Origin of the sequence: Aerolutibacter ruishenii, assembly GCF_007830115.1 — a bacterium.
In the GTDB taxonomy this organism is placed as follows: Bacteria; Pseudomonadota; Gammaproteobacteria; order Xanthomonadales; family Xanthomonadaceae; genus Aerolutibacter; species Aerolutibacter ruishenii.
In genome coordinates this window covers 86,703-109,078 of sequence record NZ_VLKP01000001.1, presented here as the reverse complement: position 1 = coordinate 109,078, position 22,376 = coordinate 86,703, and the positions used below count along the sequence as shown (strand labels likewise).

Genomic DNA, 22,376 nt, shown 5'->3' with positions numbered 1-22,376 from the left:
CCCGCATGAGCACCGTTTCCCCCGAGGCGGCCGCGGCGTCGCCCGAGCGGCTGCGGTTGACCGAAATCTTCCTGTCGCTGCAGGGCGAGTCGCGCAGCATCGGCTGGCCGACCGTGTTCGTGCGGCTGACCGGCTGCCCGCTGCGCTGCCAGTACTGCGATACCGCCTACGCCTTCCATGGCGGCCAGTGGTGGGACTTCGACGCGATCCTGGACGAAGTGGCCCGGTACGGCGCGCGCCATGTATGCGTGACCGGCGGCGAGCCGCTGGCGCAGAAGCGTTGCGTGGAACTGCTGCGGCGCCTGTGCGACGAGGGTTACGAGGTGTCGCTGGAGACCTCCGGCGCCATCGACATCGGTGCGGTGGACCTGCGCGTGTCGCGCGTGCTGGACATCAAGACCCCGGGCTCGGGCGAGGTGGAACGCAACCTGTGGTCCAACCTGCCGCTGCTGACCGCGCACGACCAGGTCAAGTTCGTGATCTGCAGCCGCGAGGACTACGAGTGGGCCAAGGGCGTCGTGGCCTCACAGCGGCTGGCGGAGACCTGCGACGTGCTGTTCTCGCCCAGCTTCAGCCAGGTGGATCCCAGCGCGCTGGCCGACTGGATCGTGGCCGACCGGGTGCCGGTGCGCTTCCAGCTGCAGTTGCACAAGATCCTGTGGAATGACGAGCCGGGGCGTTGAGCCCGGTCGTTGTGATGCTGTTCCGCACGGTCCGGGGCCGTGAATTCTGGTCGATGCGAAGAGTCGGCCGTTAGGGAGTGTCGAATGAAGAAGGCCGTCGTCCTGGTGTCCGGAGGCATGGACTCCGCCGTGGTCATCGCCATCGCGCGCGAGCAGGGCTTTGCCGTGCACGCGTTGAGCGTCAGCTACGGCCAGCGCCACACCTCCGAACTGGATGCCGCCGGCCGTGTGTCGAAGTCATTGGGCGCGGTGGCGCACAAGACGGTCAACGTGGACCTGCGCAGCATCGGCGGTTCGGCGCTGACCGACGACATCGAGGTGCCGCTGGACACCGACGGCCACCCGGTGGGGCAGGCCGCGGCCAAGGACGCCATTCCGGTGACCTACGTGCCGGCGCGCAACACCATCATGCTGTCGATCGCGCTGGGCTGGGCCGAGGTGCTGGGCGCGAACGACATCTTCTGCGGCGTCAACGCGGTGGACTATTCGGGCTACCCCGATTGCCGCCCGGAGTTCGTGTCCGCCTTCGAGCGGTTGGCCAACCTGGCCACCAAGGCCGGCGTGGAAGGCGCGGGCCTGCGCGTGCATGCCCCGCTGCAGTTCATGAGCAAGGCCGACATCGTGCGCGAAGGCGAGCGCCTGGGCGTGGATTTCGCGCAGACGGTGTCGTGCTACAAGGCCGACGAGGCCGGACGCGCGTGCGGGCACTGCGATGCGTGCCGGTTGCGGGCGGAGGGTTTCGCCGCGGCGGGCGTGGCTGATCCGACACGGTACGCTTGATCCGTTCGGCTGTCGCCTGCATGGTCCTCGGGGCCTGTTGCGACTGCATCCCGCACGCTGCTGCGCTAGAATGCACGACCCGGCGCAAGGCCGGGTCGTGATGGGTCGTTAGCTCAGTCGGTAGAGCATCGGACTTTTAATCCGCTGGTCGACGGTTCGAATCCGTCACGACCCACCATCTGCCTCACTCCAGGATCACCGACGCACTGCCGGAGAAGCTTTCCACGGCGATGCGGCCATCGCCCGTGCCATAGCGGTGGCTGACGCTGGAGCCCGGGCCATGCTTCGGGCGCTGCACCTGGGCACCCTCCACGCGCAGGTCGCCGCTGAAACTTTCGCCGGTCACCGTGGCCGATACATTGCGCGGCAGGCTGAGCCGCAGGTCGCCGCTGAGCGTGTCCACCTCGATCTCCCCGCCGCTGGCGAGCGAGGTGGACAGGGTCAGGTCGCCGGACACCGAGGAGCCGCTCAGCTTGCGCACCGGGTTCTCGCGGTTGTTGGTGATGGTGACGTTGCCGGACACGCTGTTGAACTCCACCTCGCCGTCGAAACGGCCGCGCAGCGCCACATCGCCGCTGACGGTGTCGACGGAGGCATCGCGGGTATTGATGGTCAGCTGCTGGTCGCCGCTGACGGTGTTGATCTCGGCCTTGCGCGGGGCGCCGATCACGAGCACGTCACCGCTGACCGCATCGGCCGACAGCTTGTCGGCTGCCGTGCCCTGCACGTCGATGTCGGCCGAGACGGAATCGATATCCAGGCTGGCCCGGCGCGGCACCGTCAGTAGCAACTGGGTGGGTTCGCTGTTGTTGCCGTTCATGCCGGAACGCCTGGGATACTTCACGCGCACCGCCAGCTTGTCGCGACCGCCTTCGATGGCCAGCCGTTCGACGCCTTCGCCGAGGCTGCCTTCGATCTTGACTTCGGCGCGGTCCCAGACGCGCACCTCGATACGGCCCTTGAGGTTCTCGATCTCGACCTCGCCCGTGGGCGACAGCGCGCGGGTTTCGTTGATGGGGGTGGCCGCAAGCGCCGGCAGGGCGAGCGTCAGGGCCATGGCAAGGGCGGGGATGGCAAGGCGGGACATGGGTGTTCCTCCGTCAGGCGAGGGGGAGCCGCATCAGTTCGATGCGGCGTTGGTAGGTGCGACGCAGTTGTTCGAGCAGGTGCGTCGAATCAGGGGCCTGGCGTAGTGCGGCGAGGATCAGCTCCGCGCTCTGGTCCAGGGTGCGGAGGACCGCATCGGCCGCGTTGCTGCCGGGGCGGGTTTCCAGTTCGCGGATGGCGCCTTCGTACTGCCGGCGCAAGCCTTCCGCTTCGGCGAGGGCCAGCGGCGTGTCGGCGGTAATGGGGCGTTGAATCGCGCCCTGGTCGCGGGCGGATGTCATCGCAAGCGTCGTCGCGTCCATCGCACGGGCGGCCAATGCGGCCTGCTGGTCGACCGAGGGGCTGCCGTAACGGAGCAGCCCCAGTGTGCCCACCGCCACCAGGACGCTGGCGGCAAGGGCCACGGGCACGCGCCAGCGCGGCGAGACCGGTACGGCCGGCGACCGAACTTCGACGGCGCGTGCATCCGTGCGCGCCACCAGCCGCGGCGCGATGCCGGTCCACAGGTCGTGGGTGGGGACCTGGCCCTGGCGCAGCGCGCGTAGCTGCCAGCGCAGTGCGTCGGGCAGTTCGTGGGTGTCGTCGTGGCTGTGGTCGGCGTCGTGTGTCATGCGGGTTCTCCCAATCGCGCGCGGAGCAGTCCGCGCGCGCGGTGCAACTGGGCCTTGGAGCTGCCGATGGCCATGCCCAGTTCGGCGGCGATTTCCTCGTGCTTCCAGCCTTCGATGTCGTACAGGACCAGCACCGCCCGGGCACGCGGCGGCAGGCTGGCGACGGCGCGGCCCAGATCCATGGACAGCGCAGTGGCATGACCGGCCGAGTCCGGATGGCCGATGGTGTCCAGCGCGTCTTCGTCATCCTCCAGCGGACGGCTTCGACGGCTGCGCAGTTCCATCAGCGCGGTGTTGACCGCCAGCCGGTGCAGCCAGGTGGTGAACGCCGCTTCGAAACGGAATGCGGGCAGGGCCTGCCAGGCGCGGACGAAGGCCTCCTGGGTCAGGTCCTCGGCGCGGGCGCAGTGGCCACCCACCAGGCGGGCGATGACGCCGTGCACCCGGCCCACGTGGCGGCGGTACAGCGCTTCGAAGGCGACCATGTCGCCCCCGGCCGCCGCGGCGACCTGGCGACGATCGTCGTCCGTCCCGGTGGCGGGCGCGGGGTCAGCATCGGGCAGGGCGGTGCTCACGTTTGTCAGCATGCCAGCTTGGATGCGGTCGGGTCCGTGCGGGTTTAAACGGCTGCATCCAGCCGTGACCGGCCCCCGGCCCCCGGTCCCCGCGCTATGCCGCGTCGAACAACTGCTGCAGGACGGCTTCGCCGTAGCGGTCGAGCTTGCTGGTGCCCACGCCGGCAATGGTGGACAGCTCGTCCAGGTCGCCCGGGTCGGCTTCGGCAATCGCGCGAAGCGTACTGTCGTGGAAGATCACGTAGGCCGGCACGTTCTGCTCGCGTGCGGTACTCGCGCGCCATTCGCGCAGGGAGTTGAAGCGCACCAGAGCCTCCGGCGCCAGGTCGGCCAGCGAGGCGGCCACGGTGTCGCCGGTGCGCTTGCGCCGGTTGGGGCGTGGCGGTTCGGTGCGCAGCCGCACCTCGCGTTCGCCCTTGAGCACCGGGCCGCTGGCGGCGGTAAAGCGCAGTGCGCCGAAGCGCTCGACGTCGGCTTCGAGGATGCCATGCGCCACCAGCTGGCGGAACACGCTGCGCCAGGTGCGCTCGTCCAGGTCCGAGCCGATGCCGAACACGCTGAGCCGCTCGTGCCCGTACTGCCCCACCTTGTCCGACGCCTCGCCGCGCAGCACGTCGATCAGGTGCGCCACCCCGAAGCGCTGGCCGGTGCGGTACACGCACGACAGCGCCTTGCGCGCGGCCTCGGTGCCATCCCAGCTCTGCGGTGGATTCAGGCAGTTGTCGCAATTGCCGCACTGGCCCGGGTGTTCCTCGCCGAACCAGCCGACCAGCGCCTGGTGGCGGCAGGCGGTGGACTCGCAATAGCCCAGCAACGCATCCAGCTTGCCCAGCTCCAGCCGCTTGCGCTCCTCGCTGGCCTCGGACTGCACGATCAGCTGGCGCAGGCTGACCATGTCGCCCAGGCCGTAGCACAGCCACGCCTCCGACGGCCCGCCGTCGCGGCCGGCGCGGCCGGTTTCCTGGTAATAGCCCTCGATCGATTTGGGCAGGTCCACGTGCGCCACGAAGCGCACGTCCGGCTTGTCGATGCCCATGCCGAAGGCGATGGTGGCCACCATCACGATGCCGTCTTCCTGCAGGAACCGCCGCTGGTTGCCCGCGCGCGTGGCCGCGTCCATGCCGGCGTGGTAGGGCAGGGCGTTGAACCCGGCCAGCACCAGTTGCTCGGCCACCTGCTCCACCCGCTTGCGCGAGAAGGCGTAGACCACGCCGCTCTCGCCGCGATGCTCGGCCAGGAAATCCTGCAGCTGGCGACGGCCGTCGTCCTTGGTCACCACCCGGTAGCGGATGTTGGGCCGGTCGAAGGAACTGACGAAGGTGCGCGCGTCCTCCAGCGCCAGCCGCTCGACGATCTCGCGCCGGGTGGGGGCATCGGCGGTGGCGGTCAGCGCGATGCGCGGCACGTCCGGCCAGCGCTCGTGCAGCACGGTGAGTTGGCGGTACTCGGGGCGGAAGTCGTGGCCCCACTGCGACACACAGTGCGCCTCGTCGATGGCGAACAGGGCGATCTTCGCCCGGTCCAGCAACGACTGGCAGCGCGCGGTCAGCAGCCGCTCCGGCGCCACGTAGAGCATGTCCAATTCACCGGCCAGCAACTGGCGCTCGACCTCGGCCGAGGTGGCCGCATCGAGGGTGGAATTGAGCACCGCGGCCCGCACCCCCAGCTGCCGCAGCGACTCCACCTGGTCCTGCATCAGCGCGATCAGCGGCGACACCACGATGCCGCAGCCCTCGCGCAGCAGTGACGGGATCTGGTAGCACAACGACTTGCCGCCGCCGGTGGGCATCAGCACCAGCGCATCGCCGCCCCCGCCCACGTGGCGGACGATCTCCCCCTGCTCCCCACGGAACGCAGGGTAGCCAAACACGGTGTTGAGGATCTGCAGGGCACGGTCGTCGGTCATGCCGTACAGGGTACCAAGCGGGTCAAGCGCGCCTATCGGCGCGGCCCTCGCTGTCACGTAGGAATTTGCCGCGTTCTCAAAAAAAACCAGCAGTGGCGTTGAGTCAGGAGGGTGGCGTGGCACGGGTTGCGGAAAGCGGGCCATGGGTGAGTACAGACCGCATACGCGGCACTGCCGCGTGGTCTGGGCGAACGCCCGGCGCGCTGCGCCGGGCCGGACTGGCCCGCGGCCCCGACGCCGCGCAGGATGCGCGGACGGAGGGGAGTAGCAACCTGTGCCTCGCCACCCTCCGTCCCAGACTCAAATCACTGCAACAACGACCTCAACATCCACGCATACTTCTCATGCGTCTGCAGCCGCTGCGTCATCAGGTCCACCGTCGGGTCATCGCCCGCATCGTCGGCCCCCTTGAGCACCTTGCGCGCCGTCCGGCACACCGCCTCGTTGCCCACGACCAGCTGCCGCACCATCTCGCGCCAGTCGGCGGCATCACTCAGACCCGGTTCCTCCGGGATCGAGCTCAGGCGGATGAATTCCTGGTACGAGCCCGGCGCATTGAAGCCCAACGCCCTGATGCGCTCGGCCACGCCGTCCAGCGCGGTCCACTGTTCGGTGTACTGCGTCTCGAACATCACGTGCAGGGTGTTGAACATCGGCCCGGTCACGTTCCAGTGGAAGTTGTGGGTCTTCAGGTACAACGTGAACGCATCCGACAGGAACGCCGACAGGCCCTCGGCGATCTTCTTGCGATCGCCCGCGCTGATCCCGATATCGATGGCCGGCGCGCTCGAGCCCGGCGTCGGCGAAGCGGCGGGCGTGGCCTTGGACTTGGCCGGCTTGGTCTTGGTCTTGGACATCGCGGTTCTCCTTTCCAGGGGGTTACGGTGACAATAGGCGCTGGGTTACGCGCCGTGAAATGCTTCTTTCCTCTTGCACTGATCAATGAATCCTATCGACCCGAATGCTAGCGCCGCGTTACGCCAGGCCCGGCACGCCATCGACGGCGCGCTGAGCCGCGACCGCGGCCGCCTGCATGGCCTCTGGTCGCGCTGGAGCGGCAAGCCCACCGATGCCAAGGCGCGGGAGGCTTTTTCGCTGGCACTGGGGGCTTCGGTGGCGCAGCGCGAGGCGCGTGCCGCTGCGTTGCCGCTGGCGCCAGTGGACCCTGGCCTGCCGATTGCGGGCGAGGCCGAGCGGATTGTCGCGCTGATCCGTGAACATCCCGTGGTGGTCATCGCCGGCGAGACCGGCTCGGGCAAGACCACGCAGTTGCCGAAGCTGTGCCTGGCGGCTGGTCGTGGGCAGGCGGGCATGATCGGTTGCACCCAGCCGCGCCGCATCGCCGCGCGTGCGGTGGCGCGGCGCGTGGCCGAGGAACTGCAGACCCCGCTGGGGGGCGCCGTGGGCTACCAGGTGCGGTTCAACGAGAACGTGGGCGAGAACACCGCGGTCAAGTTCATGACCGACGGCATCCTGCTGGCCGAGATCCAGTCCGACCGCTGGCTCTCCCGGTACGACACCCTGCTCATCGACGAGGCGCACGAGCGCAGCCTCAACATCGACTTCCTGCTGGGCTACCTCAAGCAGCTGCTGCTCAAGCGCCGTGACCTGAAGGTCATCGTCACCTCCGCGACCATCGATACCGAGCGTTTTTCCGCGCATTTCGGCAACGCGCCGGTGGTGAACGTGGAGGGCCGCGGGTATCCGGTGTCGGTGCGCTACCGGCCGCTGGATGGCGACATGGCGGCCAGTGCCGGCGCGCGCGCGGAAGGCGGGGCGGAGAGGGGGCGCGGCGCTACCCGGGGCGGGGCACCCGCCGGTGCCCGCGGCAAAACCGTCGGCGACGGCCGTGACGACGACGGTCCGTTGACCGTCACCGACGGCATCGTCGCCGCCTGCGACGAGATCACCCGCGAGGACCCGCGCGGCGACGTGCTGGTGTTCCTGGCCGGCGAGCGCGAGATCCGCGATGCGCACCAGGCGCTGGAGCGGCGCAAATACCGCGAAACCGAGGTGCTGCCGCTGTATGCGCGGCTGTCCGTGCGTGACCAGGACCGGGTGTTCAATCCGGGGGTGAAACGGCGCATCGTGCTGGCCACCAACGTGGCCGAAACCTCGCTGACCGTGCCGCGCATCCGCTACGTGGTCGATCCGGGCCTGGCCCGGGTCAAACGCTACAGCCCGCGCGGCAAACTGGACCGCCTGCATATCGAGGACATCAGCCAGGCCGCCGCGGACCAGCGCAAGGGCCGGTGTGGCCGCATCGCCGAGGGCACCTGCTACCGCCTGTACTCCGAAGCGGACTTCCTGGCGCGGCCGCGCTATACCGATCCGGAGATCCACCGCGCCGCACTGGCCGGCGTGATCCTGCGCATGCTGTCGCTGGGCCTGGGCCGGATCGAGGAGTTCCCGTTCCTGGAGCCGCCCGACGGGCGCGCGGTGGCCGATGGCTGGCAGCAGTTGTCGGAACTGGGCGCGGTGGACGAGGCGCGCAAGCTGACCTCCATCGGCAAGCTGATGGCGCGCCTGCCGGTGGACGTGAAACTGTCGCGCATGCTGGTGGCGGCCAACGCCCACGGCTGCCTGCGCGAAATGCTGGCGATCGCCTCGTTCCTCGGCATCCAGGATCCGCGCGAGCGTCCGGCCGACCAGCGCGCGGCGGCGGACAACGCGCATGCGGGGTTCGCCGACCCGCGATCGGAATTCGTCGGCATCCTCAAGCTGTGGGACGCCTACCAGGTCGCGCACGAGGACCTGACCCAGTCGAAGTTGCGTGCGTGGTGCGACAAGCACTTCCTCGGCTTCCTGCGCATGCGCGAGTGGCGGGAGCTGCACCGCCAGCTCAAGTTGATGTGCGAGGAGTTGTGGTCGGGAAGCGCGTCTGCATTGCCAGCGGCCGGCGACCGGCGGCGCGCGCACGACACGTCGATGGCCGTGGACGCGGTGCAGACGCTGGACGCCGCCGGTTATGCCACGCTGCACCGGGCGGTGATCGCCGGCCTGCCCACGCAGATCGGCCAGCGCGGCGACAAGGGCGTGTACGACGGTCCGCGTGGCCGCAAGTTCCAGCTGTTCCCGGGCTCGCCGCTGGCGCGCAAGCCACCGCCGTGGGTGCTGTCGGCCACGTTGCTGGACACCGAACGCGTCTGGGCGCTGACCAATGCCGCCATCGAGCCCGATTGGGCCATCCTCGAATTGCCGCACCTGCTCTCGCGCCGCCACCACGATCCGCGCTGGGCGCGTTCGCAGGGACGCGTGGTGGGCAGCGAGCAGATCAGCCTGTTCGGGCTGGTGCTCGCCCCCAAACGACCGGTGCATTACGGTGCGCTGTACCCGGAAGAGAGTCGCGAGATCTTTGCCCGCGATGCGCTGGTGGCCGGCGAGATCAACACCCGCTGCGCCTTCCTGGCACGCAACCTCGCGGTGCTGGCCAAGGCGCAGGAGGAAGAGGCCAAGCAGCGCCGCACCGGGCTGGTGGTCGACGACGAGTGGATGGTGCGCTGGTACCTGGACCGGCTGCCGGCGCACGTGCACAACGCGCAGGCGCTGGATGCGTGGTACGGCAAGCTGGCGCCGGCCGAAAAGGCCGCGCTGGAGTGGTCGCGCGCGGACCTGCTGGTGGGCGACGAAAGCGAAGCCTCGCGCTTCCCGCCGTACCTGCCGCTCGGCGGCGCGCGGCTGGCGGTCACCTATCGTTTCGAACCCGGCGCGCCGGACGACGGCATGACCGTGGCCGTGCCCCTGCACCTGCTCAACGCGCTGGATGCGGCGCGGTTGTCGTGGCTGGCGCCGGGTTTCGTCGCCGACAAGGCCGCGGCGCTGATCCGCTCGCTGCCCAAGGCGCTGCGGCGCAATTTCGTGCCCTCACCGGATTTCGCCAAGGCGTTCCACGAGGCCCACGCGGACTGGAAGCAGGGACTGCCGCCGGACCCCGATGCGATGCCGGGTGCACTGGCCCGCTTCCTGAAGCGCCTGGTTGGCGTGGACGTGGCTGCGCTGGACTTTGACGAGGCTTCACTGGAGCCGCACCTGCTCGCGAACCTGAGGTTGCTGGACCGCGATGGCCGCACCGTGCTGGCCGAGTCGCGCGACCTGGCGGAACTGCGGCATCGCCATGGCGAACGCGCGGCGGCCGCCTTTGCCGCGCGCGCGGCCGAAGGACTTGCGCGCCAGGGCCTCACCACGTTCCCGGATGCGCCGATTCCCGAATCCGTGCCCGGTGCGGGCGGCGTGCCCGCGTACCCAGCGCTGCAGGACGATGGCGAGACGGTGTCGTTGCGGGTCCATGCCGAGCAGGCCGTGGCGCGCCGCCTGCATCCGGCCGGCGTGTGCCGCCTGCTGGCGATCGCACTGGCGGACAAGGTCAAGCAGGCCCGCAAGCAGCTGCCCGTGTCACCCAAGACCGGGTTGCTCTATGCAGCGATCGAGGCATCCGGCAGCAAGCCCGGCGGCGATGCCAGGCGCGAGGGCGATCGCCTGCGGGCGGACCTGGTCGATGGTGCGCTGGCGTCGCTGATGGCCGAGGGCGCCGATGATGTGCGCGACGCGGCCGCGTTTGCCGCCATGGTCGAACGCGTCGGCCGGCAACTGTTCCCGGAAGCGATGGAGCGCCTGCGGCAGGCCGAAGCGATCCTGTCCGCCGTGGCGGAGGCCCGGTCCAACCTGGAGTCGCCGCTCATGGGCTGGGCCAGCGGCAACCTCGACGACATGCGCGCGCACCTGGCCACCCTGACGCCGCCGGGCTTCCTGCGCGATGTGCCCGCCGCGGCCTTGCGCGAGTATCCGCGTTACCTCAAGGCGCTTGCATTGCGCGGCGAGCGTGCCCTGCGCGATCCGACACGTGACCAGTCGCGGATGCTGGAGCTCAAGCCATTTGCGGATGCGTTGGCCACCGCCACCGCACGGGGTCGCGCGGGTGAGACCGGCTGGCAGGCCCTGCGCTGGGACCTTGAGGAACTGCGTGTGTCGCTGTTTGCCCAGGAACTGGGGACCAAGGGCGGCGTGTCGCCGAAGAGGCTGGCGACACGGTTGGCACAACTGTCCGCCTGAGCGTGCCGCGGGGTCAATCCGCCCGTCGCACCTTGGCCTTCACCGAATGGCCCTCGACTTCCATGTACCAGCCGCTGATCATGCCGGGCCGGATCGTGACGGCCGGCCGGGTGACCGGGCGCACGGTGTAGCTGCCTTCGGTGACCCGCCACTTTTCGCCATTGGCGAGGGTGAATACCGTGCCGGTGCTCCACCCGCGGAACTCGCCCGCGATGCTGGATCGCACCGGCTCCTGCTCGCGGGTGGGCGCCGTGGCGCGGCGCAGGACCCGGGCCTGGTCTTCCTGCAGCAGGCGGTTGAGCGTCGCGAGTTCGTCCGCACTGAGGCGATGCAGGCCCGCGGCCTGGAACTGCTCGGCGCTGAAGCGCTTTTCGACGGGCACGGCGGCAACCTGCGCGCTGGCCGGCTGCAGGGTGGAAAGTGCTGCCAGCAGCAGGATGGCGGGAAGGCGGGAAAGGTTCATGTCGTTGTCGGCTCGGGTGAAGTGTTCGGATGGGTTACTTGATGCGTTGCACCTTGGCGCGGGTACCGTACTTGCCCACCTGCATGTACCAGACATTGCCCATCACGCTGGGCGTGATCCTCACCTCGGGGTCGGTCAGGCGCACGCCGGCGAGCGACGCATCATCGATCTGCTCCCACGTCTGGTCATTGGCGAGCACGTAGCGTCGCCCCCGCGCGAAGCCGCGGAATTCGCCGTTGAACCGGCTCACGATCGGTTCGCTGGAACCGAAGCTCAGGAAACCCCGGCTTTCATCCTCGACCTTCTTCCGCGCCTGCGTGGCCGCCTTCTGCGTTTCCACCACCAGCGTGCGGTTGAGCCAGGCGTTGAGGTTGGCCAGCTGCTCCGGCGTCAGCCGGTCCAGGCCGGCGGCGCGGAACTGTTCGGGCGTCATCTGTTGTTCGATGCGCGGCGGCCCCGCTGCGTCCTGGGCGCTTGCGGCCAACGGCAACGCCAGGCCCAGGGCGAGCGCGGTGGCCAGTATGCGGGCGCGGGTGAGCGGGGCGATCATCAAGGGCATCGGCTGTTCCTCCGGTCGGTTGCGGGCTAGTGTAGTCAAGCTTGCAATCGAAGTTTGAACCGCGCCGCGATGAATGCCGCCCCCCCCACGCTTGACCAGCTGATCGCTTCCGGAGCGGCGTCGGCGCTGACGCCCGCGTTGCGGACCGCCCTGCTCGAGGCTGCCCGGCAACCCGGGGCAGGGGTCGATGCGCGCGACCCTGCGGACACCGTCGCGGCCATGCTGGATGCCCTGGCCAAGCTGGATGCGGACAGCGACACAGTGGCCGCAGCCCTGCTGCGCAACTACCCCGGCCTGCTGGCGGCACTGGGACCCGGCTTCGAGGCTTCGCATCCCGCGATCAGCGTGTTGCTGGAAGGACAGGCCGCCGCCACGCATGTCCGCACCCTGCATGCCGAGCGCGCCAGCGGTGGTGGCAGCGAGGGCATGCGGCGCCTGCTGTTGGCCATCGTGCGCGACCTGCGGGTGGTCTCCATCCTGCTCGCACGCCAGCTGGCGCGCATGCGCTTCGCCGACCGCCTGCCGCCTGACGAACGCACGGCGCTGGCCGCGCTCACGCGTGACATCCATGCACCGCTGGCCAACCGGTTGGGCATCTGGCAGCTCAAATGGGAGCTGGAGGACCTGGCATTCCGCCACCTCGAACCGCAGACCTACCAGCAGATCGCGCGCCTGCTGGACGAGAAGCGCGTCGATCGCGAACGCTACATCGAAGACGTGATCGCCACCCTGCGCGATGCGATGGCCGCCCAGGGCGTGCGCGCGGACGTCGCCGGCCGCCCCAAGCACATCTACAGCATCTGGAAGAAGATGAAGCGCAAGGACGTGCCCATCGGCGAAATCTACGACCTGCGCGCGGTGCGCGTGCTGGTCGATGACCTCGCGGCCTGCTATGCGGCACTGGGTGTCGTGCATGCCACCTGGACCCCGATCCCCAGCGAGTTCGACGACTACATCGCCCGGCCCAAGAGCAACGACTACCGCTCGCTGCACACCGCGGTGATCGGTCCGGAGGGCAAGACGCTGGAGGTGCAGATCCGCACCTTCGACATGCACCGCCAGGCCGAACTGGGCGTGGCCGCGCACTGGAAGTACAAGGAGGCGGGCAGCCAGGCCGCCGACGCGGCGTTCGACCGCAAGATCGCCTGGATGCGGCGGCTGCTGGATGCCTCCGGCGAGAATGGCCGCGAAGGCGATGACGCGCAGCTGGCCGGGGCGCTCGATACCGAACTGGTCGAGGACCGGGTCTACGTGATCACGCCCAAGGGCGAGGTGATCGACCTGCCGTCGGGCGCCACGCCGCTGGATTTCGCCTACCACGTGCACACCGAAGTGGGGCACCGCTGCCGCGGGGCGAAGGTCGACGGCCGCATCGTGCCGCTGGACCACGTGCTGCGCAGCGGCGACCGCGTGGAGATCCTCACCGGCAAGGTGGCCGAGCCGCGACGCGACTGGCTGGTCGCCTCCAACGGCTTCCTGGCCAGTGCGCGCTCGCGGGAAAAGGTGCGCAACTGGTTCCACCGGCTCGACAAGGCCAGGAACGAGGTGGCCGGGCGCGAGCTGCTGGACAAGGAGCTGCGCCGACTGGGGCTGCTGGGCGCCGACCTGGCGCCGGCGCGCGAGCGCTTCAACCTTGCCAGCGATGGCGAACTGCTGGTGCAGGTGGCGTTGGGCGACCTGGGGCCGCACCAGGTGGGGCGGGTGCTGCTGGAGCACGAACGCGCCCTGACCCAGCCGGCCGAGCCGCCCGCGACCACGATGACGGTGGCACGCCGCAGGGTCGTGCCCAACACCAGCGACTTCACCGTGGAAGGCGTGGGCAACCTGCTCGTGCAGTTGGCGCGTTGCTGCCAGCCGGTGCCGGGCGAGCCGATCAAGGGCTACCTGACCCGGGGGCGCGGCGTGAGTGTGCATCGCCCGGACTGCGCCGCGTTCCGGCGTCTGGCCAGCCGCGAGCCGCAGCGCGTGTTGCCGGTGGAATGGGGCCGCGCGGGCAGCCAGTACGAGGTGGATGTCGAGGTCGTCGCCGTGGACCGCAAATGGCTGCTGAAGGAAGTCAGCAACGTCATCGCCCAGGAGGACGCGCACGTCACCAGCATCCGCAGCGATCACGAGCGCAACGGCGCCCGCATGCGCCTGCAACTCCGGTTGCGCGTGCGCGACTACGGCCAGCTGACCACGGTGCTGGGCAAACTGGGCGCGCTGCCCGGCGTGGAGCATGCGCGGCGTGCGTGAGCAGTCCTTCCGGCAGGGGTGGAAAGTGTTGCGTGCGCGCCTGGCGCGCCCCGCGCTACAAGCGGGACTGGCGGGCGCCGCGCTTCTCGTCGTCCTGCTGGCGGTCCGCCAACCCCTTTCCGATCGGCTGTGGCCGGAGACGCGCATCCAGGCGCTGCGCACCAGTGCGGAGCAGGCCCTGGCCGAGGGCCGCCTGACGGCAACGGACGGCAGCGGCGCGCGTGAGCTGTACGAGGCGGCGCTGGCGTTGGACCCTGACCGCACCGGGGCGCGGGATGGCCTGGTCCGCGTGGGGGCTGCCGCCCTGGCCCGCGCCGACGCCGCCATACGCGCCGGCCAGTATGCCGAGGCCCGTGAGCATCTTGCCCTGGCGCGAAGCCTGGGCATGCCCAAGCCGAAGGTGGACGCGGTCGAGCGGGCCCTGCGCGAACGCGAGACCGCCGACGCGGACATTGCCCCACGGCTGGTAGCAGCCCGCGCCGCGCGCGAGGCAGGGCGCTGGTTGGGCGGACCGGACGCGGCGCTTGCCCATTATGCCGCCGTGCTGGAACTCCAGCCGGGCAATACCGAAGCGCTTGAGGGGCGGGACGACCTGATCGCCGACGTGCTGGCCGACGCGCAGCGTCGTCTGGCAGCCGGGGATCTGGAGGCGGCCGCGGCGCTGGTCCGGGAGGCGCGCGGATTCAACCCGTCCCATGCCGAACTTCCGGGCGCGCTGGCGGCGCTGAACCGCGCCCTGGAGTCGACCCGCGCACGCGCGGAACGGGATTTGCGGAACGACCGCCTGACGCATGCCCTGACCGGGTTCGACCGGGTCCTGTCGTTGCAGCCCGACGACGAGGCGGCACGCGCCGGACGGCGGACGGTGGGTGAGCGCCTGCTGCAATGCAGCGTGCGATTCGCGGGCGATTTCCGCTTCACCGAGGCAGATGCGGCATTGGCGGTCGCGGCCGACGTGCTGGGCAATGGCCCGGAGGTGGACGAGGCGCGTGCGCGGATCGCCCGGGCGCGCCGCTCCCAGGCGCAGTTGGCGACCGGTTCGCCAAGCCCGCAGGGGCAGCGCCGGCTGACGCAATTGCTGGAAGAGGCGGCGACCGCCGAAGCGCGCGGCAACCTGTTGCTTCCCCCGGGTGACAGCGCGTTCGACAAGGTGCGGGCCGCGCGTGCGATCGCGCCCAACGACCGTCGGGTGAAGGCGGCCTCGGCGCGGCTGCTGCCCGCGGCCCGTCGGTGTTTCGATAACGCCATGCGCGACAACCGCCTTTCCAGCGCCACGGCGTGCCTGGACGCGGTCCGCGTTCTCGAGCCTACCGACCGGACGCTGCCTGCGGCGCGCGGCCGCCTGGCGCAACGCTGGGTCGCGGTAGGCAACGAACGGGTCGGGGCGGGCGAGTTGGACGCGGCACGTCGCGCGCTCGATGCCGCCATCGGACTGGACCCCGGCGTGGCCGGGGCGGCGGAACTCGCCGCTCGACTGCGTCAGGCGTCCGCGGCCGGGCCCTGACCCGGCAGCAGGCGACGGACCACGGCCCGGGCCGCCTCCAGCGAAAAATGGCGGGCCACGTTCTCGCGCCCGCCTGCCGCCATGCGCGACCACAAGTCCGGGTCGCGGTAGGCCCGCAACACGGCCTGGGCGAACGGCTCCGGCGTGTCGGCCACCAGCACATCCTCGCCGTCCCGCAGGTGCATGCCCTCGACGGCGCACGACGTCGCCACCACCGGCTGCCCGTGCGCCATGCCCAGGTTGACCTTGCCCTTGACCCCCGCGCCGAAGCGCAATGGCGCCACCGACAGCCGCACACCCGACAGGAACGGACCGATATCCGGCACGTGCCCATGCACCCGGATACCCGGCTGCGCCGACAACGCGCTGATCTCGGGGGGCACGTCGCCGCCAATGCAGTGGAAGACGATGCCGGGTTCGGCCGCGTGGATCCGCGGCCACACCTGCGTCGCGAACCACAGGACCCCGTCGACGTTGGGTGGATGGCGGAAGCCACCGACGAACATGATGTCCCTGCGCTGCTCGAATGGCGCCCCGGGATCGGCAAGTTCGTGCAGGTTGGACAGCACCTCCACCCGCGCATGCGGGGCATCCTGCGCCAGCAGCGCGCGCTCGACCTCGCTGACCACCAGCGTCACGTCACTGCGGTTGATCAGGTCCAGTTCGCTGCGGCGGGTGCGCTCGGCCGCCTTCAGCAGTGCCGCGCTGCCCTGCATGCGGGCACCGCGCAGTTCGCGCAGGTAGTGCAGGTCCACGGTGTCGAACACCACCCTGGCCTGCGGGGCGAAGCGACGCAGCAGCGGCAGCACTTCGCCCAGCACGTAATGCCGGCTCACGATCACCGTCCCGAAGCGCGGTCCGTGGGTGCGCAACCAGTCCGGCAGGCTGCGCGCGAAGGGCGAATACCATGCCTCCACCCCGAGTTGTTGCAGCGCGCGGGTGTAATCCCCGTCCCATCCGAGGCTGGCGGGAACGAACACCACCCCCATGTTCTCCTGCAGCAGCATGCGCATCAGGTTGATGCAACGCAGCGAGCCCGAGTCGCGGTCCGGTTGCGGCGTCAATGCATCGATCACCAGCACCATCCCGTCGTAGCGATGGTCGGACAGGCTGGCTGGCAACGCATCGGCCGGGGGGTGCGCGGACAACGCGTCCTGCCAGCGTTCCGCAAACCGGGACTGGTTGCGTACCTGGTACTGCTTGATCCCGGTGCGGGTATCCACGCCGGTGGTAACGCCTTCCACGTGGACCACGCGCGCGGCCGGCTGTACCCGTACCTGCCGGCCCGCGCGCCGCACCTGCATGCCCAGGTCGGTATCTTCGTAGAAGGCCGGTGCGTAGTGGGGATCGAAGCCGCCCACCGTGTGGAACAGCCCGGCGGGAATCGCGATGGCGGCCGCCGAGCAATAGTCGACGCGCTTGACGAAGGCATGCAGGGGCGAGTCGACGTGCTCGTTGCGCCCCAGCTTCTCGGCGGAACCATCGGCACGGATCGCGGCTCCGGCTTCCTGCAGGCGACCATCGGGATACAGCAGTTGCGCCCCCACCAGCCCGCTGTCCGGATGCGTGTCGAAGGTGTCCAGCAGCGCATCCAGCCAACCCGGTTGCGGCACGGTGTCGTTGTTGAGGAACACCAGCATCTCGCCTCGCGCCACGGCGGCGCCGGTGTTGCAGGCGGCTATGAAGCCGCCATTGGCATCGCGGCGGTGGAAGCGCAGCCCGTCCAGTTGCGGCAGCAGGCGCGTCGTGTCATCGCTGGAGCCGTCGTCCACCACGATGACTTCGACGCAGGCGGCCGGCGGATGTTCGGCCAGTGCGCGCAGGCACACCAGGGTGTGTTCGGCCTGGTTGAACACCGGAATGATGATGCTGGCCCGCGGCGCATTGCTGTGCGGTACGGCGAAGGGCGCGAACGGCCGGGAGTCCGGAAGGTACAGCGCCGGCCGTGCCGACGCCGGCACCCGGTGGAACTGCTTGAGCACCCGATGCCAGGACGCACGCAAACCCCGCGTCCGAAGACTGGCCAGGCCGCGGTGGAACAGGCCCGTCGTCCGGTTGATCAGGAACCGGAGTTCGGCCGGCGACATCGGCATGCTGAAGGGACTCCCACCGTACGGTTGCCGCCTCCGCCATGCCGCATGGGGCGGGACGGAGGCTGGGTTAGACTCGACGCCACCAGGGCGACGCCCTGCCATTCTCCCATGCCGTGGCCCAGATCGATTACGACGAAGACGACACTCCCGACGATTCCGCCTCACCGCAGTGGCGCCGCCGCATCGTCATCTGGATCCTGGCGGCGATTGGCCTGGGCCTGGGCTTCCTGATCCCCTACTCGCTGTACCTCAACCACGAGGTGGGGCAGCGCTTTGGCCAGTTGCGCTGGCAGATCCCGACGCGCGTGTACGCCCGTCCGCTGGAACTGGCGCCAGGCCTGGCGATGGACGCCGGCACGCTGAAGACCGAACTGGACGCCGCGGCGTACCGGCAGGGCGATGGCGTGCGCGAAGGCAGCTACAGTCGCGAAGGCGGCCGGTGGCGGATTTCCAGTCGCGGCTTCAACGACGTGGATGGTTCCGTGCCCAAGCGTCGGGTGGAAGTAGTGCTTTCCGGCGGGCGCGTAGCCAGCGTCCGCGACGCGGCCAGCAGGAAGGCCCTGCGTGGTGCGCGACTGGACCCCGCGCGGATCGCCACGCTCTACGGCCAGAAGCAGGAAGAACGCCGCCTGGTCCGCATCGACGAGGTGCCCGAGCTGCTGGTCACCGGTCTGCAGGCCGTGGAAGACCGCGACTTCAACCACCACATCGGCATCGATTTCACCGGCATGCTGCGCGCCGCGTTCAAGACCGCCACCGGCAGCCGGCAGGGCGCCAGCACCCTGACCCAGCAGCTGGCGCGCAGTGGCCTGCTCGGCATCGGCAAGGAACAGACCCTGCAACGCAAGGGCAAGGAGATTCTGTACGCCCTGCTGATCGAGGCGCGCTACGACAAGCGCACCATCCTCGAGGCCTACCTCAACCAGGTCTATCTCGGCCAACGGGGCAACCAGGCCATCCATGGCGTGGCGGCGGGTGCCGAGTTCTGGTTTGGCCGCGACCTGCGCGACCTGACCACCGAGCAGATCGCGCTGCTGGTGGGCATCGTCCGCGGCCCGTCGTGGTACGACCCGCGGCGCAATCCCGAGCGCGCACTGGAGCGCCGCAACTTCGCCCTGGGCGAGTTCCACGAAACCGGCCTGATCGACGATGCCGAATACCAGCGGGCGCTGAAGGCGCCGCTGGGCGTCACCGACAGTCCGCGCGCCATCGCGGCCAACCGGTTCCCGGCGTATGTCGACCTGGTGCGCCGGCAACTGGCCCGCGATTATCCCGAGGACGAACTGGCGGGCGCGGGCCTGAGCGTCATGACCGGCATGTCGCCCGCCGCCCAGGCCAACGCCGAAGGTTCGGTCGCGCGCACGCTGAAGTCGTTGTCGCACCGCACCCGCCCGGAGCTGCAGGCCGGCGTGGTGGTGACCGACGTGCACAACGGCGAAGTCGTGGCCGTGGTCGGCGCGCGCGAATTCACCGAGCACGGTTTCAACCGCGCGGTCGAGGCGCAGCGCCCGGTCGGGTCGCTGCTCAAGCCCTTCGTGTACCTGCTGGCGCTGGCGCAGCCGGAGCGGTTCTCGCTGGCCAGTTGGGTCGACGATTCACCGGTCACGGTCAACCTGGGCAAAGGCAAGAACTGGAACCCCGGCAATTCCGACGGCCGCAGCCACGGCACCGTGCGCCTGATCGACGCACTGGCGCAGTCCTACAACCAGGCCACGGTGCGCGTGGGCATGCAGGTCGCCCCCGAGCGTATCGCCGACCTGATCCGCACGCTGGCGGGTATCGAGGCCGCGCCGAACCCGGCATTGATCCTCGGCTCGGTGGACCAGAGCCCGTACGCGATGGCGCAGCTGTACCAGTTCCTCGCGTCCGGTGGCGAGATCCAGCCGCTGCACGCGGTGCGCGGTGTGCTCGATGCCAACGGCAAGGCGCTCAAGCGCTACGACAAGGAGCCGGCGCCGGCACAGGAGGGCGATGCCATCGCCGCGCGCCTGATCACCATCGCGCTGCAGCAGGCCGTGTCCAGCGGCACCGGGCGCCAGTTGATGAGCGATGGCCTCGGCCGTCTGTCGCCCGCAGGCAAGACCGGCACCAGCAACGACGGCCGCGACAGCTGGTTCGCCGGCTGGACCGGCGACCACCTGGCGGTGATCTGGGTGGGCAACGACCAGAACAAGACCACCGGCCTGTACGGTGCCACGGGTGCGATGCGGGTGTGGTCGGCGCTGTTCGCACGGTTGCCGACCGCGCCGTTGCAGGTAGGCGACAAGGGCCTCGACTGGCAGTGGGTGATCGGCTCCAACACCACCGACGCCGGTTGCGCGGGGGCCCGCCGCTTCGCCTTCGTCGCCGGCTTCGCCCCCGCATACACGCCGTGCCCGGCCCCCGAGCCCACGCTGCCGGAGGAGGGTGCCGAAGGCGAGGACACCGGCGGCGGCTGGCGCGAATGGTTCGGCATCGGTGAGCGCCGCGAGGAGCCCGACCCGGCCAAACGCGTGCCCGAGGCGCCCGTCGACGGACAATGAGGCACACGTTAGGCAACCGCACCACCGGGGCGGGCGAGTCTCGCCCCGCCCGCATGACGCCAAGGACCCGGCAACGATGAACAGCAGTCGATTGGGCGTGGCCAGCCGCGCCGCCCTCAGCGAGGGCGGTGACCTCGCGCGTGCGTTGCCGGCGTTCGCGCCACGCCCCGCGCAGCAGGACCTGTCGGCGGCGATCGCCGATGCGTTCGAGACCCGTGGCGTGCTGCTGGCGGAGGCCGGCACCGGCACCGGCAAGACCTTCGCCTACCTGGTGCCGGCGATCCTGTCGGGCCTCAAGACCATCATCTCCACCGGCACCCGCGCCCTGCAGGACCAGCTGTACCACCGCGATCTTCCGCGCGTGCGCGATGCGCTGGGCAAGGGGATGAAGACCGCGCTGCTCAAGGGCCGCGCCAACTACCTGTGCCACTACCGGCTGCAGCAGGCCAAGGGCGAAGGCCGCTTCCCGAGCCGCGAACACGCCGCGCAGTTCCAGCGCATCGTCGCGTGGGCCGGGCGCACCCGCATGGGCGACCTGGCCGAGATGGACGGCATCGCCGAAGATTCACCATTGTGGCCGATGGTCACCAGCACCGCCGAGAACTGCCTGGGCAGCGAATGCCCGTTCTTCTCCGAGTGTTTCGTGGTGCAGGCGCGCCAGCGCGCGCAGGCGGCCGACATCGTGGTGGTCAACCACCACCTGCTGCTGGCCGACCTTGCGCTCAAACAGGAAGGCTTCGGCGAAATCCTGCCCGGCGCGCAGGCCTTCGTGGTCGACGAAGCACACCAGTTGCCGGATCTCGCCGCGCAGTTCTTCGGCGAATCGATCAGCGCGCGGCCGCTGGTTGAACTGGCGCGCGATGCCGTCAGCGAATGCAAGACCTCGCCCGGTGCGTTGGCGGTCGTGCAGGAGCCCGCGCGCGCGCTGGAGCATGCCGTGCGTGGCCTGCGCGCGGCCATGGACGACCTGCCGGTGCGGGCCACCCGGCTCCGCGCGGCCGAGTTGCCCGCCGCCGAGGAAGCGCTGCTGGCCCTGGAGCAGGCCCTGGCTGACCTGCACGCCGCGCTGCTGCCGGTGCGCGAATCCGCGCCGGGCCTGGACAGCTGCACCGCCCGCGCCAAGGAGTTCGAACTGCGCCTGCGGCGCTGGCGTGAGCTGGCACCCCGCACTGACGAGGAAACCGATCCGTTCGCCGGGGATTTCGCCGACTTCGATGCTGTGCCTGCCTTGGCGTCCGGGGCGCTCGACGAGGCGCGCGATGGCCGAGCGGCGACGTCCGTGGTCGCGCCCGTGCCTGTGGGCGCCGGCCCCGGGCAGATTGCCGGTGGCGAGGATGAAAACAACGCGCAGGCGGACTCGGACGCCGACAGCGTCCGCTGGTACGAGCTGACCGCGAAAGGATTCCGGCTCACCCGCACGCCGCTGGACGTGGCGGGTCCCTTGGCCCGGCATCGCGTGCAATCGCAGGCGGCCTGGGTGTTCACCTCGGCGACGCTGGCCGTGGGCGGTCGCTTCGAGCATTTCGCCATCAAGCTGGGCCTGAGTGCCGCACGCACGCCCACGCTGCTGGCACCCAGTCCGTTCGACTGGCCGCAACAGGCGCTGTGCTACCTGCCGCGCGACCTGCCCGACCCGATGGCGCGCAACTACACCGAGGCCGTCGTCGCCGCGATCCGGCCGGTGCTGGAGGCGTCCAATGGCCGCGCCTTCGTGCTGTTCGCCTCGCACCGCGCCCTGCGCGAGGTCGCCGAACTGCTGCGGGGCGGTCCCTGGCCGCTGTTCGTGCAGGGCGAGGCCCCGCGTGGCGTGCTGCTGGAGCGCTTCCGCGAATCCGGCAATGGCGTGCTGCTGGGTGCGGCCAGTTTCCGCGAAGGCGTGGACGTGGCCGGCGATGCGCTCAGCGTCGTGGTGATCGACAAGCTGCCCTTTGGCGCCCCCGACGATCCCGTGTTCGAAGCACGGCTGGATGCAGTGCGCCGGCGCGGCGGCAACCCGTTCCGCGACGAGCAGTTGCCACAGGCGGTGATCGCGCTCAAGCAGGGTGCAGGCCGCCTGATCCGCAGCGAGTCGGATCGCGGCGTGCTGGTGTTGTGCGATCCGCGGATCCTCGGCCGCAGCTATGGCCGGTTGTTCCTCGATTCGTTGCCACCCTTGCCCAGGACCCGTCGTGTCGAGGACGTGGGGGCGTTCTTCGCCCAGGTCCCGCCCTCGCTGGAGTCCGGCGCCTAGCACCCGCGCGCTGCGGCCCGCTCCGCCGAAGCGCACGGGTAGAATGCCTCCATGACCGG

Annotated in this window: 15 protein-coding genes and 1 tRNA gene; 8 read left to right on the top strand and 8 right to left on the bottom strand. The window is 70.0% G+C overall.

Features of this window, described 5'->3' with window-relative positions; all coding sequences use genetic code 11:
• The first annotated feature begins 5 nt into the window (after positions 1-5).
• The 3 genes from queE to IP93_RS00510 all read left to right on the top strand — a co-directional run bounded on the left by queE (position 6) and on the right by IP93_RS00510 (position 1,641).
• Complete coding sequence (gene queE, locus IP93_RS00520) at positions 6-683, top strand: 7-carboxy-7-deazaguanine synthase QueE (RefSeq protein WP_144810957.1); 678 nt, start codon at positions 6-8, stop codon at positions 681-683.
• Between the two features lie 84 nt (positions 684-767).
• Entirely contained in the window at positions 768-1,463 is a 696-nt protein-coding gene (gene queC / locus IP93_RS00515; protein WP_144810956.1) for a 7-cyano-7-deazaguanine synthase QueC, read from the top strand.
• A gap of 102 nt (positions 1,464-1,565) precedes the next feature.
• Positions 1,566-1,641 (top strand) — tRNA-Lys (locus tag IP93_RS00510).
• A gap of 6 nt (positions 1,642-1,647) precedes the next feature.
• Here IP93_RS00510 and IP93_RS00505 read toward each other — a convergent pair.
• The 5 genes from IP93_RS00505 to IP93_RS00485 all read right to left on the bottom strand — a co-directional run bounded on the left by IP93_RS00505 (position 1,648) and on the right by IP93_RS00485 (position 6,519).
• Entirely contained in the window at positions 1,648-2,550 is a 903-nt protein-coding gene (locus tag IP93_RS00505; protein ID WP_144810954.1) for a DUF4097 family beta strand repeat-containing protein, read from the bottom strand.
• Between the two features lie 13 nt (positions 2,551-2,563).
• Positions 2,564-3,181: a hypothetical protein gene (locus IP93_RS00500; protein WP_144810952.1), complete on the bottom strand. Its 618-nt coding sequence runs from the start codon at positions 3,179-3,181 to the stop codon at positions 2,564-2,566.
• On the bottom strand, positions 3,178-3,768 hold the full coding sequence (locus tag IP93_RS00495; protein WP_144810950.1) for an RNA polymerase sigma factor: 591 nt from the start codon (positions 3,766-3,768) through the stop codon (positions 3,178-3,180). Before IP93_RS00495 ends, IP93_RS00500 begins: the two co-directional genes overlap by 4 nt.
• 82 nt (positions 3,769-3,850) lie before the next feature.
• Positions 3,851-5,662, bottom strand: a complete 1,812-nt coding sequence (recQ, locus tag IP93_RS00490) for a DNA helicase RecQ (RefSeq protein ID WP_144810948.1) — start codon at positions 5,660-5,662, stop codon at positions 3,851-3,853.
• A gap of 305 nt (positions 5,663-5,967) precedes the next feature.
• Positions 5,968-6,519, bottom strand: a complete 552-nt coding sequence (locus IP93_RS00485) for a Dps family protein (protein ID WP_144810947.1) — start codon at positions 6,517-6,519, stop codon at positions 5,968-5,970.
• Positions 6,520-6,604: 85 nt separating this feature from the next.
• Between IP93_RS00485 and hrpA the strand changes: the two genes are divergently transcribed.
• Complete coding sequence (gene hrpA / locus IP93_RS00480; RefSeq protein WP_144810945.1) at positions 6,605-10,711, top strand: ATP-dependent RNA helicase HrpA; 4,107 nt, start codon at positions 6,605-6,607, stop codon at positions 10,709-10,711.
• Between the two features lie 13 nt (positions 10,712-10,724).
• Here hrpA and IP93_RS00475 read toward each other — a convergent pair whose 3' ends face one another.
• Together IP93_RS00475 and IP93_RS00470 are read right to left on the bottom strand one after the other, a co-directional pair.
• The gene (locus IP93_RS00475; protein ID WP_144810943.1) at positions 10,725-11,174 is read right to left on the bottom strand and encodes a hypothetical protein; all 450 of its coding nucleotides are present in this window, start codon (positions 11,172-11,174) and stop codon (positions 10,725-10,727) included.
• Between the two features lie 34 nt (positions 11,175-11,208).
• A complete protein-coding gene (locus IP93_RS00470; protein ID WP_242006667.1) occupies positions 11,209-11,733 on the bottom strand; it encodes a hypothetical protein in 525 nt (174 codons plus the stop codon).
• Between the two features lie 69 nt (positions 11,734-11,802).
• On the opposite strand from IP93_RS00470, the gene IP93_RS00465 reads away from it, so the two are divergent.
• Together IP93_RS00465 and IP93_RS00460 are read left to right on the top strand one after the other, a co-directional pair.
• Positions 11,803-13,968, top strand: coding sequence for a RelA/SpoT family protein (locus tag IP93_RS00465; protein ID WP_199747023.1), 2,166 nt, complete (start codon positions 11,803-11,805; stop codon positions 13,966-13,968).
• A complete protein-coding gene (locus tag IP93_RS00460; RefSeq protein ID WP_158636237.1) occupies positions 13,961-15,472 on the top strand; it encodes a tetratricopeptide repeat protein in 1,512 nt (503 codons plus the stop codon). Before IP93_RS00465 ends, IP93_RS00460 begins: the two co-directional genes overlap by 8 nt.
• Here IP93_RS00460 and IP93_RS00455 read toward each other — a convergent pair.
• Complete coding sequence (locus tag IP93_RS00455) at positions 15,448-17,565, bottom strand: glycosyltransferase (protein ID WP_144810938.1); 2,118 nt, start codon at positions 17,563-17,565, stop codon at positions 15,448-15,450. The genes IP93_RS00460 and IP93_RS00455 overlap by 25 nt on opposite strands.
• Positions 17,566-17,660: 95 nt before the next feature.
• On the opposite strand from IP93_RS00455, the gene mrcB reads away from it, so the two are divergent.
• Positions 17,661-20,087: a penicillin-binding protein 1B gene (gene mrcB, locus IP93_RS00450; RefSeq protein ID WP_199747041.1), complete on the top strand. Its 2,427-nt coding sequence runs from the start codon at positions 17,661-17,663 to the stop codon at positions 20,085-20,087.
• 76 nt (positions 20,088-20,163) lie between these two features.
• Positions 20,164-22,317, top strand: a complete 2,154-nt coding sequence (locus IP93_RS00445) for an ATP-dependent DNA helicase (protein WP_144810934.1) — start codon at positions 20,164-20,166, stop codon at positions 22,315-22,317.
• The last annotated feature ends 59 nt before the right edge of the window (positions 22,318-22,376 follow it).

Bases quoted from the DNA above. Each gene is read 5' to 3' on its own strand.
- queE (WP_144810957.1), top strand. From the start codon at position 6: ATGAGCACCGTTTCCCCCGAGGCGGCCGCGGCGTCGCCCGAGCGGCTG.
- queC (WP_144810956.1), top strand. From the start codon at position 768: ATGAAGAAGGCCGTCGTCCTGGTGTCCGGAGGCATGGACTCCGCCGTG.
- IP93_RS00505 (WP_144810954.1), bottom strand. From the start codon at position 2,550: ATGTCCCGCCTTGCCATCCCCGCCCTTGCCATGGCCCTGACGCTCGCC.
- IP93_RS00500 (WP_144810952.1), bottom strand. From the start codon at position 3,181: ATGACACACGACGCCGACCACAGCCACGACGACACCCACGAACTGCCC.
- IP93_RS00495 (WP_144810950.1), bottom strand. From the start codon at position 3,768: ATGCTGACAAACGTGAGCACCGCCCTGCCCGATGCTGACCCCGCGCCC.
- recQ (WP_144810948.1), bottom strand. From the start codon at position 5,662: ATGACCGACGACCGTGCCCTGCAGATCCTCAACACCGTGTTTGGCTAC.
- IP93_RS00485 (WP_144810947.1), bottom strand. From the start codon at position 6,519: ATGTCCAAGACCAAGACCAAGCCGGCCAAGTCCAAGGCCACGCCCGCC.
- hrpA (WP_144810945.1), top strand. From the start codon at position 6,605: ATGAATCCTATCGACCCGAATGCTAGCGCCGCGTTACGCCAGGCCCGG.
- IP93_RS00475 (WP_144810943.1), bottom strand. From the start codon at position 11,174: ATGAACCTTTCCCGCCTTCCCGCCATCCTGCTGCTGGCAGCACTTTCC.
- IP93_RS00470 (WP_242006667.1), bottom strand. From the start codon at position 11,733: ATGCCCTTGATGATCGCCCCGCTCACCCGCGCCCGCATACTGGCCACC.
- IP93_RS00465 (WP_199747023.1), top strand. From the start codon at position 11,803: ATGAATGCCGCCCCCCCCACGCTTGACCAGCTGATCGCTTCCGGAGCG.
- IP93_RS00455 (WP_144810938.1), bottom strand. From the start codon at position 17,565: ATGCCGATGTCGCCGGCCGAACTCCGGTTCCTGATCAACCGGACGACG.
- IP93_RS00445 (WP_144810934.1), top strand. From the start codon at position 20,164: ATGAACAGCAGTCGATTGGGCGTGGCCAGCCGCGCCGCCCTCAGCGAG.